General features: G+C 60.6%; 12 protein-coding genes. 9 read left to right on the forward strand and 3 right to left on the reverse strand.

All coding sequences use genetic code 11. The features are described from left to right. Nucleotides 1-75 precede the first annotated feature (75 nt). From ACA073_RS20685 to ACA073_RS20695, 3 genes are all read right to left on the reverse strand, one after another. Nucleotides 76-951 (reverse strand): ATPase, encoded by an 876-nt coding sequence (locus tag ACA073_RS20685; RefSeq protein ID WP_497399113.1) that lies wholly within the window; start codon nucleotides 949-951, stop codon nucleotides 76-78. 108 nt (nucleotides 952-1,059) lie between these two features. After that, complete coding sequence (locus ACA073_RS20690) at nucleotides 1,060-2,052, reverse strand: NAD-dependent epimerase/dehydratase family protein (protein WP_497399115.1); 993 nt, start codon at nucleotides 2,050-2,052, stop codon at nucleotides 1,060-1,062. Between the two features lie 54 nt (nucleotides 2,053-2,106). Next, the gene (locus ACA073_RS20695; protein WP_497399117.1) at nucleotides 2,107-3,000 is read right to left on the reverse strand and encodes a LysR family transcriptional regulator ArgP; all 894 of its coding nucleotides are present in this window, start codon (nucleotides 2,998-3,000) and stop codon (nucleotides 2,107-2,109) included. Between the two features lie 95 nt (nucleotides 3,001-3,095). On the opposite strand from ACA073_RS20695, the gene ACA073_RS20700 reads away from it, so the two are divergent. From ACA073_RS20700 to ACA073_RS20740, 9 genes are all read left to right on the forward strand, one after another. Then, nucleotides 3,096-3,497, forward strand: a complete 402-nt coding sequence (locus ACA073_RS20700) for an ACT domain-containing protein (protein ID WP_497399119.1) — start codon at nucleotides 3,096-3,098, stop codon at nucleotides 3,495-3,497. A 6-nt stretch (nucleotides 3,498-3,503) separates the two neighbouring features. After that, entirely contained in the window at nucleotides 3,504-4,106 is a 603-nt protein-coding gene (locus tag ACA073_RS20705; protein WP_497399121.1) for a LysE/ArgO family amino acid transporter, read from the forward strand. A gap of 178 nt (nucleotides 4,107-4,284) precedes the next feature. Further along, nucleotides 4,285-4,881: a superoxide dismutase gene (locus tag ACA073_RS20710; RefSeq protein ID WP_149419098.1), complete on the forward strand. Its 597-nt coding sequence runs from the start codon at nucleotides 4,285-4,287 to the stop codon at nucleotides 4,879-4,881. 945 nt (nucleotides 4,882-5,826) lie between these two features. Next, nucleotides 5,827-7,878: a putative bifunctional diguanylate cyclase/phosphodiesterase gene (locus ACA073_RS20715; RefSeq protein ID WP_497399123.1), complete on the forward strand. Its 2,052-nt coding sequence runs from the start codon at nucleotides 5,827-5,829 to the stop codon at nucleotides 7,876-7,878. 217 nt (nucleotides 7,879-8,095) lie between these two features. After that, entirely contained in the window at nucleotides 8,096-9,442 is a 1,347-nt protein-coding gene (locus ACA073_RS20720; protein WP_497399125.1) for an imelysin family protein, read from the forward strand. Nucleotides 9,443-9,740: 298 nt separating this feature from the next. After that, the gene (locus ACA073_RS20725) at nucleotides 9,741-11,168 is read left to right on the forward strand and encodes a di-heme oxidoreductase family protein (protein WP_497399127.1); all 1,428 of its coding nucleotides are present in this window, start codon (nucleotides 9,741-9,743) and stop codon (nucleotides 11,166-11,168) included. A 27-nt stretch (nucleotides 11,169-11,195) separates the two neighbouring features. Continuing rightward, nucleotides 11,196-12,260 (forward strand): imelysin family protein, encoded by a 1,065-nt coding sequence (locus ACA073_RS20730; protein WP_497399129.1) that lies wholly within the window; start codon nucleotides 11,196-11,198, stop codon nucleotides 12,258-12,260. A gap of 14 nt (nucleotides 12,261-12,274) precedes the next feature. Further along, the gene (locus ACA073_RS20735; protein ID WP_497399131.1) at nucleotides 12,275-13,372 is read left to right on the forward strand and encodes a DUF1513 domain-containing protein; all 1,098 of its coding nucleotides are present in this window, start codon (nucleotides 12,275-12,277) and stop codon (nucleotides 13,370-13,372) included. Nucleotides 13,373-13,577: 205 nt separating this feature from the next. After that, nucleotides 13,578-14,726: an efflux RND transporter periplasmic adaptor subunit gene (locus ACA073_RS20740; protein ID WP_497399133.1), complete on the forward strand. Its 1,149-nt coding sequence runs from the start codon at nucleotides 13,578-13,580 to the stop codon at nucleotides 14,724-14,726.

Genomic DNA, 14,726 nt, shown 5'->3' on the forward strand with positions numbered 1-14,726 from the left:
CGACTGCTTCGCAGCCGAGCGGGACGGTGCGGCGTTCCGACAAGCTCCCTCGCCACGTGTCGAGCAAACAGGTTCTTACGGCTTGGCCCGCAACTGCTGCTGCAAATTCTGAATCTGCGCCTGAAGGGTGTTGATGTTGCGGGTGACCTGGCCACGGAAGGCGTCGAACTCGGCGGTGTTGGACGAGGCTGGCGCGGCGGCCGGGCGGTTATCCTGCTCGCTTTTGAGCACGATCACATCCTGTTCCAGACGCTCGATCGCGGCGCTCGGGTTGCCTTGTTTCTTCAGCGCGACGATGTCGGCGCCGAGGCTTTTCAGCTGTGCGTCGAATTTGTCAGTGTCCGCCGGGGCACTTTTCAGCGCGGCCAGTTCGCTGCTCAAGGCTTTGACCTGGGCCTGCAATTGCGCGTTGGCGGTCTGGTGCTCGGTGTTCTGGGCGGTGGCTTGCGCCAGGCGCTTGTCCAGATCAGCGGTTTGCGCGGTCATCTGCGCCAGACGCTTGTCCAGGTCCGAGGTCTGGCCGACAACGCCTTGTTGCTGCTTGCTCTGATCCTGGAGTTTGCTTTCCAGTTGCTTGATTTGCAGTTTCAGCGCTTCGCTGTCGCTGGTGACGTTGGTCTGGCTGGCGACGACCTTGCCGGAAATATCCTGCAAGCGCCCCGCCGCGTCCTCACTGATACGCGCGAAACTTTCCTGGGTCGCCACCAGTTGCTGTTCCATCAGCGAGATCTGCTGAAAGCTCCACCAGGCCAGGCCGGCGAACGCAAAAAACAAGGCACCGACCAGTGCCCACAACGGGCCGGTGCTGGCAGCCTTGACCCTGACCACTGGCGGCGTACGCGAATGCACCGTGGTGCGCGCGGTGGTCGGAAAATCATCGTCGTCGAGGAGGTCGGCACGCAGGCTCGGTACATCGTCGAAGTCGTCGTTGGCATCGTTACGCATGGACATTGAGTCAACCTTTGTGGAACGCGGTGATGGCTTGATGTGGCGCAGTATAAACCCGTCTGCCGCACCGATTGACCCTGAACCTCACTCTCCGTTCAGTAACGGGATTTGTCAGTGAATAGCCTGAGCCTTCCACCAGCCGCAGAATTCATCGAGGGCGGTCCAGAGACTGACTTTCGGATCGTAGTCCAGATAATGCTGCGCGCGGCTGATGTCCAGGGTGAAATTTTTGTTCATCACCTGCATGCCCAGGCGCGACAGGGTTGGCTCGGGGCGACCCGGCCACAGCTTGCACACACCCTCGTTGAGCGCCGCCACGGTGTAGGCCAGGCCGTAGGAACGGTAGCGGGTCACTTGTGGGACATCCATCTTGCGCATGACGTAATTGACCACGTCCCACAACGGAATCGGCGTGCCGTTGCTGATGTTGTAGACCTTGCCCAACGCCGATCCGCTGGCCAGCAAACTGCTGAGCAACGCTTCGTTGAGGTTTTGCACGCTGGTGAAATCGACCTTGTTCAGACCGTTGCCGACGATGGCCAGCCGACCCTTGCGTTGCATCTTCAGCAGACGCGGGAAGATGCTCATGTCGCCGGCACCGGTCACGAAGCGCGGGCGCAGGGCCAGGGTTTCGAGGCCGAATTCCTGGGCACCGAAGACCTTTTGCTCGGCCAGGTATTTGGTCGCCGCATAGGGATGCTTGAAGCGCTTGGGGACCTGTTCTTCGGTCAACCCGAGGTGATCGCGGCCATCGAAGTAGATCGACGGCGAGGACAAATGCACCAACCGCCGGACACGCTGCTTCAGGCAGGCTTCGACTACGTTTTCGGTAACCTGCACATTGCCTTGATGAAAGTCCTGATAACGTCCCCACGCGCCGACAGCCCCGGCGCAATGCACCACGGCTTCGACGTCGGAACACAGGTCGCGCGCCAGTTCCGGGTCGCTCAGGTCGCCCTGAATGAACTCGGCGCCGCGGCGCACCAAGTGTTCGACGCCTTCGGCCCGGCGACCGTTGACCCGCACGTCCAGGCCCTGCTCCAGGGCGAAACGCGCAAAGCGTCCGCCGATGAAGCCGCTTGCGCCGGTGACCAGAATCTTCATGTAGAGCTCCGAATATTTCGTTTTGCGTAGTGCGTGTGGTCTTGACGCTGCCGGTCAGTGCAACGGCACCAGCCATTGCTTCGACGAGCGCACCAATTGATCGGTCAGCAACCCCAGCAACTGACCGCCATTACGCCAATGATGCCAGTACAGCGGCACATCGATGGGCTTATCTGGCAAAAGCTCGCGCAAAACCCCTCGTTCCAGTTGATCGCGCACCTGCAATTCTGGTACCAGGCCCCAGCCGAGACCGGCTTCGGTCAGGCGAATGAAGCCTTCGGATGAAGGGCATAGATGGTGTTCGAAACCGCCGTCTACGCCGAGGGACGCGAGGTAGCGATGCTGTAGGAAATCGTCGGGGCCAAAGACCAGCGCCGGCGTTTTCGACAACTGATCGGCGCGAACTCCTTGCGGAAAATGCCGGGCGATGAACGCCGGGCTGGCCAGCGCGCGATAACGCATGGCGCCCAACAGCACGCTGCGTGCACCGGCCACCGGTCGTTCGCTGGCGCAGACACACGCCGCCACTTCGCCTGCGCGCATGCGTTTAAGGCCGACGGTCTGGTCCTCGACCACCAGATCGAGCAGCAGGTGTTGCTCGGCACAAAACTCACTCACCGCTTCCGCCCACCACGTGGCGAGACTGTCGGCATTCAGGGCGATGCGCAGACGTTCCGGCAGGCCTTCTTCATCCAGCGCCGGGACCAGCGTTTGCAAGTCTCGCTCCAGCAAGCGCACTTGCTGCACATGGTTGAGCAAGCGTCGACCGATTTCCGTCGGGGCCGGCGGCGTGATCCGTACCAGCACTGGTTGGCCGACCCGCGCCTCCAGCAGTTTGATGCGCTGGGAGATCGCCGATTGCGACAAGCCGAGCACCTGCGCGGCGCGTTCAAAACCGGCCTGCTCGACCACGGCGGCCAACGCAGAAAGCAATTTATAGTCGAACATCAGTTTTCCTAATGAGCGATCAGCATGATTGGTTTTTCTTATACAGGTTAGCAGCGGAGAATGCCCGCAAGAACTCTTGAACAAGGATCACCGACATGGCTGGGGAAACTTCATTGGCAACGCTTCTACGCAGCATGAGCCCGCAACTCAACGCCGGCGAGTATGTGTTCTGCACGTTGCGCGACGGCCAATTGCCGCCGGGTCTTGAGATCGTCGGCAGCTTTCGCGAGCAGGAAGGTCTGACGGTGATTCTGGAACGTTCCCACGCTGAACGATCAGGTTTCAGCTTCGACTACGTCGCTGCCTGGATCACCCTGAACGTGCACTCGGCGCTGGAAGCCGTCGGTCTGACCGCCGCATTCGCCACGGCTCTGGGCCAGGCCGGCATCAGCTGCAACGTGATTGCCGGTTATTACCATGACCATTTATTCGTCGGCCAGGCCGATGCCGAACGTGCCCTGCAAGTGTTGCGGGACCTGGCGGCGAACGCGGAGTAAGACCTTATGTGGCAAAGCTATGTAAACGGCCTGTTGGTGGCCGCGGGGCTGATCATGGCGATCGGTACTCAGAACGCGTTTGTGCTGGCCCAGAGCCTGCGACGTGAACATCACCTGCCGGTGGCGGCGCTTTGCGTGACGTGCGATGCGTTGCTGGTGGCTGCCGGCGTTTTCGGTCTGGCGACCGTGCTGGCGCATAACCCGATGCTACTGGCGGTGGCCCGTTGGGGCGGCGCGGTGTTTCTGATCTGGTACGGCAGCCTCGCGTTGCGCCGGGCCTTCTCGAAACAAAGCCTGCAACAGGGTGAAAACCAGACGGTACGTTCACTGCGCGCCGTGCTGCTCAGCGCCTTGGCGGTCACCCTGCTCAACCCGCACGTTTATCTGGATACCGTATTGCTGATTGGCTCCCTTGGCGCGCAACAAACCGAGCCTGGCGCTTATGTAGTGGGCGCGGCCAGTGCGTCGTTGCTGTGGTTTTTCACCCTTGCCCTCGGTGCCGCATGGTTGGCGCCGTGGTTGGCTCGGCCAAGCACATGGCGGATTCTGGATCTGTTGGTGGCCGTGATGATGTTCACCGTGGCGGCTCAACTAATCACCAGCGCCTGATTTATTCCAAAAGGCTCTGGAACCTCTATTCCACACAGTTGTTGCGTGGTTATGCCGCACCCCCGGTGCTATGATCCGATCCGATGCGCCGCAAAGAGTACAAACTCCCCCGGCGCTTGTCTGGCCGCCCGTGATCGGCCTTGCGCTCACCGCAACTGACCTGATTAGGAGAATCATCATGGCTTTCGAACTGCCGCCGCTGCCTTACGCACACGATGCCCTGCAGCCGCACATTTCCAAGGAAACTCTGGAATACCACCACGACAAGCACCACAACACCTACGTCGTGAACCTGAACAACCTGGTGCCAGGCACCGAGTTCGAAGGCAAGACTCTGGAAGAAATCGTCAAATCTTCCTCCGGCGGTATCTTCAACAACGCCGCTCAGGTCTGGAACCACACTTTCTACTGGAACTGCCTGGCGCCAAACGCCGGCGGTCAACCAACCGGCGCACTGGCTGAAGCCATCAACGCTTCTTTCGGTTCGTTCGACAAGTTCAAAGAAGAATTCAGCAAAACCTCCATCGGCACCTTCGGTTCCGGTTGGGGCTGGCTGGTGAAAAAGGCTGACGGTTCCCTGGCCCTGGCCAGCACCATCGGCGCCGGCAACCCGCTGACCAGCGGCGACACCCCGCTGCTGACCTGCGACGTCTGGGAACACGCTTACTACATCGACTACCGCAACCTGCGTCCGAAGTACGTCGAAGCATTCTGGAACCTGGTCAACTGGAAATTCGTGGCTGAGCAATTCGAAGGCAAAACCTTCACCGCTTAATCTCGACGCCAGTCAAGAAGCCCGGCTTTTGCCGGGTTTTTTTTTGCCTTTTAAAATCCCTACAGAATTCGCGTACACCCGCAAGAAATTGGTCGGCTGTCAGGTCGTCATCGCAGGCAAGCCAGCTCCCACAAGGTCCGGGGAACATCCGCGAAAATCTGATCCGCCGTCAGGCCGCCTTCGCCGGCAAGCCGGTCTCGCTCCCACAATGGGAATACGGCCAAACCAACCAAACCACGAGGTCGAGCGTTAGCTCGCCTTGCGCTTTTGATCTTGCTTTTGATCTGCCCGCCCCTTCGGAAGGCCGAGTGGAGGTTCTGCGCAGTGGGCAGCCCGGCATGGATGCCGGGCTAGCCGCCCCCGGCCATGGATGGCCGATGGCGGCGGGCCCACGGAGCAGGACCGGAGCGAGGGAACGCCGAGCTTTAGCGAGGGGCCGGACGCCGGGGCGAAGACCTTTGCTTCCTTTGGGGCGTTTGCCAAAGGGAGTCGCCGTAAGGGCGAAACCATAAGTAGCCGTTACCGCAGAAATGGATATGTACACCCGAAAGAAAATGGTCGGCTATCAGGCCGCCATCGCAGGCAAGCCAGCTCCCACAGGGTCAGGGGACATTCACAAAATCGAGTTTGCTGTCAGGCCGCCTTCGCGAGCAAGCCCGCTCCCACACACAGGCCGATTTCCGACAATGAAACCAGCCTTCACCCCCTTGCCCCAACGCCACAGCCGTCTAACATCAACCAAATGGAAAATATGTCCAAATCCCCCTCAAGTTGAAGGACTCGACTACCGACACAGTACTAATAGGGCAAATACTCCAGGCACCAGCATTTCGGCCAACCCACAGGCAAATCACCCTGTGTTTGATTGTCCCTTTGACTGCCATCACGGGATTGCCAATACTCATGGCAACTTGATGCTACCTGCACGGAACAAGGAATGACTCTTTGAAGCTGGAACTCAAGAACAGCTTGTCGGTAAAGTTGCTCCGGGTCGTGCTCCTGTCGGCATTGATCGTCGGCGTGGTCTTGAGCTGCGCGCAGATTGTTTTCGATGCCTATAAAACACGCCAGGCCGTGGCCAGCGATGCCCAGCGCATCCTCGACATGTTCCGCGACCCCTCGACCCAGGCCGTCTACAGCCTGGACCGGGAGATGGGCATGCAGGTGATCGAAGGCCTGTTTCAGGACGACGCTGTGCGCCAGGCCTCCATCGGCCATCCCAATGAAGCCATGCTCGCGCAAAAATCCCGCGACTTGCAGCAATCCAACAGTCGCTGGCTGACCGACCTCATCCTCGGCAAGGAACGCACCTTCACCACCCAACTGGTGGGGCGTGGCCCGTACAGCGAGTACTACGGCGACCTGAGCATCACCCTCGACACCGCCACTTACGGTGAAGGATTCATCGTCAGTTCGGTGATCATCTTCATTTCCGGCGTGTTGCGCGCCATGGCCATGGGGCTGGTGCTGTATCTGGTTTATCACTGGCTGCTGACCAAACCGCTGTCGCGGATCATCGAGCACCTGACCGAAATCCACCCGGACCGCCCCAGCGAACACAAGATTCCGCAGCTCAGGGGTCACGAAAAAAACGAACTGGGCATCTGGATCAACACCGCCAACCAGCTACTCGAGTCCATCGAACGCAACACGCACCTGCGCCACGAAGCGGAAAACAGCCTGCTGCGCATGGCCCAGTACGACTTCCTCACCGGTCTGCCGAACCGCCAGCAATTGCAACAGCAACTGGACAAGATCCTCGTCGACGCTGGCAGGTTGCAGCGGCGGGTCGCGGTGCTGTGTGTCGGCCTCGATGACTTCAAGGGCATCAACGAGCAGTTCAGCTACCAGACCGGCGACCAGTTGCTGCTGGCCCTGGCCGATCGCCTACGAGCCCACAGTGGTCGCCTCGGCACTCTCGCCCGTCTTGGCGGCGACCAGTTCGCCCTGGTACAGGCCGATATCGAACAACCTTATGAAGCGGCCGAACTGGCCCAAAGCATTCTTGATGACCTCGAAGCGGCGTTCGCCCTCGATCATCAGGAGATTCGCCTGCGCGCCACCATCGGCATCACCCTGTTCCCCGAGGACGGTGACAGCACCGAGAAGCTGCTGCAAAAGGCCGAGCAGACCATGACCCTGGCCAAGACGCGCTCGCGCAACCGTTATCAGTTCTATATCGCCAGCGTCGACACGGAAATGCGCCGCCGTCGCGAGCTGGAAAAAGACCTGCGCGATGCCCTGACCCGTAACCAGTTCTACCTTGTCTACCAACCGCAGATCAGCTACCGCGATCATCGGGTGGTGGGCGTCGAAGCGTTGATTCGCTGGCAGCATCCCGAACATGGGCTGGTGCCGCCGGACCTGTTCATCCCGTTGGCCGAGCAGAACGGCACCATCATCGCCATCGGCGAGTGGGTGCTGGATCAGGCCTGCAAACAATTGCGCGACTGGCATGACCAGGGTTTCACCGACCTGCGCATGGCCGTGAACCTGTCGACCGTACAGTTGCACCACGCCGAGCTGCCGCGAGTGGTCAACAACCTGCTGCAGATGTACCGCCTGCCACCTCGCAGCCTGGAGCTGGAAGTTACCGAAACCGGCCTGATGGAAGACATCAGCACCGCCGCCCAGCATCTGCTGAGTCTGCGTCGCTCCGGAGCGCTGATCGCCATCGACGACTTTGGCACCGGATACTCATCACTCAGTTATCTGAAAAGCCTGCCGCTGGACAAGATCAAGATCGACAAGAGCTTCGTTCAGGACCTGCTCGATGACGACGACGACGCGACCATCGTTCGGGCCATCATCCAGTTGGGCAAGAGCCTGGGCATGCAGGTCATTGCCGAGGGTGTGGAAACCGCCGAGCAAGAGGCCTACATCATTTCTGAAGGCTGCCATGAAGGTCAGGGTTACTTCTACAGTAAACCGCTGCCGGCGCGGGAATTGGGTGCCTACCTGAAGCAGTCCCAGCGCAGCAATGCGGCGATTTTGTAAAAATCCAAAGATCGCAGCCTCGTTTCACTCGACAGCTCCTACAGAAGCACGCGGTCCAATGTAGGAGCTGCCAAGTGAAACGAGGCTGCGATCTTTTTCTGAACGAGAAATATTTACAAGCACAACCCTTTACACATAATGCGAAAGATTTGCATTATGTCGCAGTTTTGCGCGCCCGCTGCGCCATTCCACCCCCTCTCGAAGCAGGATGTTCGCCATGATTCGTATGCCTCTGGCTACCGCCAGTCTGTTGGCCATCGCTATTTCCCTCGCCGGTTGTGGCGAAGGCAAAGACAAAGCTGCCGCACCAGCGCCTACTCCAGCCGCCACCACCGCGCCGGCCCCGGCTGTTGCGCCTGCCGCTGAAGCTAAAGTCGACGAAGCCGCCGCCAAAGCCGTTGTCGCGCATTACGCCGACATCGTCTTCGCCGTTTACAGCGATGCCGAATCCACCGCGAAAACCCTGCAAACCGCCGTCGACGCCTTCCTCGCCAAGCCGAACGCCGACACCCTGAAAGCCGCCAAGGCGGCCTGGATCGCTGCTCGCGTTCCTTACCTGCAGAGCGAAGTGTTCCGCTTCGGCAACACCATCATCGACGACTGGGAAGGTCAGGTGAACGCCTGGCCACTGGACGAAGGCCTGATCGACTACGTCGACAAATCCTACGAGCACGCACTGGGTAACCCGGGCGCCACGGCCAACATCATCGCCAACACCCAGGTTCAGGTCGGCGAAGACAAGATCGATGTGAAAGACATCACTCCGGAAAAACTCGCCAGCCTGAATGAGCTGGGCGGTTCCGAGGCTAACGTCGCCACCGGCTACCACGCCATCGAATTTCTGCTCTGGGGCCAGGACCTGAACGGCACCGGCCCTGGCGCCGGCAAGCGTCCGGCTTCCGACTACCTGGAAGGCAAAGGCGCCACCGGCGGTCACAACGATCGTCGTCGCGCTTACCTGAAATCCGTGACCCAGCTGCTGGTCAGCGACCTGGAAGAAATGGTCGGTAACTGGAAGCCGAACGTGGCCGACAACTACCGCGCCACCCTGGAAGCGGAACCGGCTGAATCCGGCCTGCGCAAAATGCTGTTCGGCATGGGCAGCCTGTCCCTGGGCGAACTGGCGGGCGAGCGCATGAAGGTTTCCCTGGAAGCCAACTCCCCGGAAGACGAACACGACTGCTTCAGCGACAACACCCACAACTCGCAGTTCTACGATGCCAAAGGCGTTCGTAACGTGTACCTGGGCGAATACACCCGCGTCGACGGCAGCAAAATGACCGGCGCCAGCCTGTCGTCCCTGGTAGCCAAGGCCGACCCGGCTGCCGACACCGCGCTGAAGGCCGACCTGGCTGCGACCGAAGCCAGGATGCAGGTCATCGTCGATCACGCCAACAAGGGTGAGCACTACGACCAACTGATCGCCGCCGGCAACACTGCCGGCAACCAGATCGTCCGTGACGCCATCGCTTCCCTGGTCAAGCAGACCGGTTCGATCGAAGCGGCCGCTGGCAAACTGGGCATCAGCGACCTGAACCCGGACAACGCTGATCACGAGTTCTGATCAACGCTGGCTGAGTGATTAAAGAGGCGACCTCCGGGTCGCCTTTTTTGTTGGCCCGAACGCAGATCAAAATGTGGGAGCGGGCTTGCTCGCGAAGGCGCCGTCACATTCAACATCATTTGGGACTGACACACCGCTTTCGCGGGCAAGCCCGCTCCCACAGGGATTGTGATTACCCTGATGTAATAATCATCGCCAAACCCTGCCCCACATCAACCAAACGATAATTCCTCTTATTCAATCCCCCCTGCCCTGTTAGACTTTGCGCCCTTGTTTTGCTCGTCTTGCAGGATGTCTGATGCCCTCGCTGCTTCTTCGCTTGTCCGCACTGTTTCTGGCCCTGGGCCTGAGTGCCTGCGATGACGCCCCGCGTTTTACCCAAGCCGAACCCGGTGAAGCCCGGTCCGGTGGCAGCGCGACCGTGCGCAAGACCGATCAGAATGCCTTCTCCTTGCCCTCCGCCAACCTGCCGCCCTCCCGGCGCGTGGACTTCAGCGTCGGCAACAGTTTCTTCCGCAACCCCTGGGTGATCGCCCCGTCGACCACCACCGCGCGGGACGGCCTCGGCCCGTTGTTCAACACCAACGCCTGCCAGAACTGCCACATCAAGGACGGCCGCGGTCATCCGCCTACGCCTGATGCGGCGAATGCCGTGTCGATGCTGGTGCGTCTGTCGATACCCGATGCGCCGGCCTACGCGAAAGTCATCGAACAGCTCGGTGTCGTCCCGGAGCCGGTCTACGGTGGGCAATTCCAGGACATGGCCATCCCCGGCGTCATTCCGGAAGGCAAGGTACGGGTCAATTACTCGCCGGTGCCGGTCCGCTTCAAGGACGGCACCGAGATCGAGTTGCGCAAACCCAGCCTGAACATCACCCAGCTGGGTTACGGTCCAATGCACCCTGACACCCGTTTCTCGGCCCGCATCGCTCCGCCGATGGTTGGCCTCGGCTTGCTCGAAGCGATCCCCGAGGAAGCAATCCTGGCCAACGCCGACGCACAGGCAAAAGAAAAAAACGGCATCACCGGGCGACCGAACCGGGTCTGGGATGACACCCAACAGAAAACCGTCCTCGGACGATTTGGCTGGAAAGCCGGGCAGCCGAACCTCAATCAACAAAACGTGCACGCGTTTTCAGGTGATATGGGCCTTACCACGCGCCTGCGACCGATGGATGACTGCACCGACGCGCAAACCGGGTGCAAGCAGGCGCCCAACGGCAACGGACCGGAGGGCGAACCGGAAGTCAGCGACAACATCCTGCGCCTGGTGCTGTTCTACAGCCGCAACCTGGCCGTACCGGCCCGCCGCGATGTCGGCACGCCGCAAGTGCTGGCCGGCAAGAATCTGTTTTTCCAGGCCGGCTGCCAGTCCTGTCACACGCCGAAATACACCACCGCCGCCAACGCGGCAGAACCTGAACTGGCCAATCAAGTGATTCGCCCCTACAGCGATCTGCTGCTGCACGACATGGGCGACGGTCTGGCCGACAACCGTACCGAATTCCAGGCCAGTGGCCGCGACTGGCGCACCCCGCCGTTGTGGGGCATCGGCCTGACGCAGGCGGTCAGTGGCCACACTCAGTTTTTGCATGATGGCCGCGCCCGCAACCTGCTCGAAGCCGTGCTCTGGCATGGCGGCGAGGCGCAAGCGGCGCAGCAACAGGTTTTGTCTTTTAACGCCGAGCAGCGCGCTGCATTGCTGGCGTTTTTGAATTCCCTTTAATTCGCGTTAAATCAGCGGGAGCCTCACATGTTCCGTCCCAAGTTGTTGTTCACCAGCCTTGCCGCACTGGCCCTCGGCGCCTGCTCACCGCAGGATCCGCAGGCCGTCACGTCGGCGGCTATCGCCAAGTCGGTGATCCTGCCGACCTACACGCGCTGGGTTGAAGCCGACCGCCAGTTGGCTGTCAGCGCTCTGGCCTATTGCGAAGGCAAGGAAAACCTCGACACCGCCCGCGCCGACTTCCTGCACGCGCAGAAAGCCTGGGCCGAGCTGCAACCGCTGCTGATCGGGCCGCTGGCCGAGGGTAATCGCGCCTGGCAGGTGCAGTTCTGGCCGGACAAGAAAAACCTTGTCGGTCGTCAGGTCGAGCAACTGGTCACCGCCCAGCCGCAGATCGATGCCGTAGAGTTGGCCAAGTCCAGCGTTGTGGTTCAAGGCCTCTCCGCCTACGAATACATCCTGTTCGACAGCAAGCCGGACGTGGCCAACGACGCGCAAAAAGCCAAGTACTGCCCGCTGCTGAAAGCGATTGGCGAGCGCCAGAAACTGTTGGCCGAAGAGATCCTGAAAAGCTGGAACAACACCGACGGCATGCTCGCGCAGATGAGCAAGTTTCCGAACCAGCGCTACGCCGATTCCCACGAAGCCATCGCCGATCTGCTGCGCGTGCAAGTCACCGCTCTGGACAGCCTGAAGAAAAAACTCGGCACGCCGATGGGCCGTCAGACCAAGGGCGTTCCGCAACCGTTCCAGGCCGATGCGTGGCGCAGCCAGTCGTCCCTGACCGGCCTCGAAGCCAGCCTCGCCGCCGCCAAAACAGTGTGGGAAGGCGTCGACAACAAAGGCTTGCGCGGTCTGTTGCCGAGCGAGCAGAAGCCGCTGGCCGACAAGATCGACGCCGCTTACGCCGCGTCCCTGAAACTGTTCGCCAGCAACCAGCGTTCGCTAACCGAGATGCTCAACGACGACGCCGGTCGCCAGCAACTCAACGACCTCTACGACAGCCTCAACGTCGTCCATCGCCTGCACGAAGGCGAACTGGCCAAGGCGCTGGGCATCCAACTGGGCTTCAACGCCAACGACGGTGACTGATGAGGGCGAGTGCCATGCTGCGACGACAGGCTCTGACGTTAGGTAGTTTGCTGCTGGGAGCAGTGACACTGGGCGGCTGGACGCTGTTCAAGCAAAAGGACAAGAGCCCGCTGTTGCTCTCGGCGCGGGACGATACTGACGGCAAGCATTACGCCGTCGGTTACCGGCTGGACAGTACACGGGTGTTCGCCACCCGGGTCGGCCAGCGGTGCCACGACATCATCAATCACCCGACGCTGCCAATTGCGCTATTTGTCGCCCGTCGCCCAGGCACCGAGAGCTACCTGATCGACCTGCGCGACGGCACGCTGTTGCAAACCGTGGCCTCGCAGCCGAACCGGCATTTCTACGGTCACGCGGTGATTCACCAGAGCGGCGACTGGCTGTACGCCACCGAGAACGACACGTCCGATCCGGGTCGCGGTTTGCTCGGTGTGTATAAGTTTGAAGGCGAGCGCCTCGTGCACAGCGGCGAAATTTCCACCCACGGCATCGGCCCGCATCAGGTGTCGTGGATGCCCGATGGCGAAACCCTGGTGGTGGCCAACGGCGGGATTCGCACCGAGGCGGAAAGCCGGGTCGAGATGAACCTTAACGCCATGGAACCGAGTTTGGTGCTGATGCAACGCGACGGTACTTTGTTGAGCAAGGAAACCCTGGCTCAACAGATGAATAGCGTGCGGCATCTGGGGATCGCCAGCGACGGCACCATCGTCGCCGGTCAGCAATTCATGGGCCCCTCCCACGAATCTTCGGAACTGTTGGCCATCAAGCGGCCCGGGCAACCGTTCGTGGCATTCCCCGTGCCCGAGCATCAGCTGCAGGCGATGGGGCATTACACCGCCAGCGTCGCGGTACACAGTGACTTGCGGCTGGTCGCTTTGACGGCGCCACGAGGCAACCGCTTTTTCATCTGGGACCTGGACAGCGGTGAAGTGCGCCTGGATGCGCCACTTCCCGATTGCGCCGGGGTGGGTGCGGTGGCTGACGGCTTTGTCGTGACGTCGGGTCAAGGGCGCTGCCGTTACTACGATTGCCGCCAGACAGATCTTGTTGCAAAACCGCTGGAGCTGCCGGCGGGGCTTTGGGATAACCACTTGCATCTCATCTGAACGACCCGCTCTTGTAGGAGCGAAGCTTGCTCGCGAAGGCGGCGGCACATTCAAATTTGATGTGTCTTGACGTACCGCCTTCGCGAGCAAGCTTCGCTCCTACAGGTTTTGCGCATGCCTGAGAAAAGTGCCAGTTGGAATCCCCCTTCCACTCAGAGTAATGTGCCCGCCTGTCTCACCTGATTTTCTCCAAGGAACTGGAAATATGCTGCGTCGCCGCATGCTGATCATGTTGGGTGTTGTTCTGCTGATCGTGCTGGTCCTGGCCGGTTACAAAGCCTTTTCCATCTACACGATGGTGCAAGGCTTCTCCGCGCCGAAACCGCCGATAAGCGTTGCCGTGGCCACGGCCACCGAGCAGCCATGGCAGGCGCGTCTGCCGACTGTCGGCACGCTCAAGGCACTGCAAGGCGTGGACCTGAGCCTGGAGACCGACGGCACCGTCATCGATTTGCAGTTCGAGTCAGGGCAGAAGGTCAAGGCCGGTCAACCCCTCCTGCGCCTCGACAGCGCCGTGGAAAGTGCCTTGCTGGAAACCGCCCAGGCCGACCTCGGGCTGGCCCAGCTCGATTACGGTCGCGGTAGCCAACTGGTAGGCAGCCAGGCCATTTCCAAAGGCGAATTCGACCGACTTTCGGCGGTGCTGAAAAAGAGCAAAGCCACGGTCAATCAGCTCAAGGCTGCGCTCGGCAAAAAAAGCATTTTGGCTCCCTTTAGCGGCACCATCGGCATTCGTCAGGTGGACGTCGGCGACTACGTGGCCAGCGGCACCATGATTGCCACCCTGCAAGACCTCAGCAGTCTCTACGTCGACTTTTTCGTGCCCGAACAGTCGGTGCCGAAGATCGCCATCGGCCAGCCGGTTGAAATCATCGTCTCGGCCTACCCGGCGCAGACCTTCCCCGGCACCATCAGCGCGATCAATCCGAAACTCGAGAACAGCACGCGCAACATGCAGGTCCGCGCGACCCTGGCCAACCCCGACGGCAAACTGTTGCCGGGCATGTTCGCCAGCCTGCAGGTGATGTTGCCAGACCCGCAGCCGCGCATCGTCGTGCCGGAAAGCGCGGTCACGTACACGCTGTACGGCAACTCGCTGTACGTCGTCGCACAGAAAAAAACCGAAGACGGCAAGCTGGAAAAAAACGACAAGGGTGAGCCGATTTTGATCGCCGAACGCCGTTTCATCGAAACCGGCGAGCGCCGCGACGGTGTGGTGATGATTACCAAAGGTGTGCAGAACGGTGAAAAAGTGGTCACCGCCGGCCAGATCAAACTGGACAACGGCGCGCACATCGCGATCAGTGACGACAAGACTTTAGCCGGGCAGAACAGCCCGCCGCGTGCGGACTGA

This window comes from Pseudomonas sp. LBUM1670 (genome assembly GCF_059695695.1).

What these genes read in the sequence shown, in the direction of transcription:
- ACA073_RS20685 (WP_497399113.1), bottom strand. Translation starts at nt 951, where the DNA reads ATGTCCATGCGTAACGATGCCAACGACGACTTCGACGATGTACCGAGC.
- ACA073_RS20690 (WP_497399115.1), bottom strand. Translation starts at nt 2,052, where the DNA reads ATGAAGATTCTGGTCACCGGCGCAAGCGGCTTCATCGGCGGACGCTTT.
- ACA073_RS20695 (WP_497399117.1), bottom strand. Translation starts at nt 3,000, where the DNA reads ATGTTCGACTATAAATTGCTTTCTGCGTTGGCCGCCGTGGTCGAGCAG.
- ACA073_RS20700 (WP_497399119.1), top strand. Translation starts at nt 3,096, where the DNA reads ATGGCTGGGGAAACTTCATTGGCAACGCTTCTACGCAGCATGAGCCCG.
- ACA073_RS20705 (WP_497399121.1), top strand. Translation starts at nt 3,504, where the DNA reads ATGTGGCAAAGCTATGTAAACGGCCTGTTGGTGGCCGCGGGGCTGATC.
- ACA073_RS20710 (WP_149419098.1), top strand. Translation starts at nt 4,285, where the DNA reads ATGGCTTTCGAACTGCCGCCGCTGCCTTACGCACACGATGCCCTGCAG.
- ACA073_RS20720 (WP_497399125.1), top strand. Translation starts at nt 8,096, where the DNA reads ATGATTCGTATGCCTCTGGCTACCGCCAGTCTGTTGGCCATCGCTATT.
- ACA073_RS20725 (WP_497399127.1), top strand. Translation starts at nt 9,741, where the DNA reads ATGCCCTCGCTGCTTCTTCGCTTGTCCGCACTGTTTCTGGCCCTGGGC.
- ACA073_RS20730 (WP_497399129.1), top strand. Translation starts at nt 11,196, where the DNA reads ATGTTCCGTCCCAAGTTGTTGTTCACCAGCCTTGCCGCACTGGCCCTC.
- ACA073_RS20735 (WP_497399131.1), top strand. Translation starts at nt 12,275, where the DNA reads ATGCTGCGACGACAGGCTCTGACGTTAGGTAGTTTGCTGCTGGGAGCA.
- ACA073_RS20740 (WP_497399133.1), top strand. Translation starts at nt 13,578, where the DNA reads ATGCTGCGTCGCCGCATGCTGATCATGTTGGGTGTTGTTCTGCTGATC.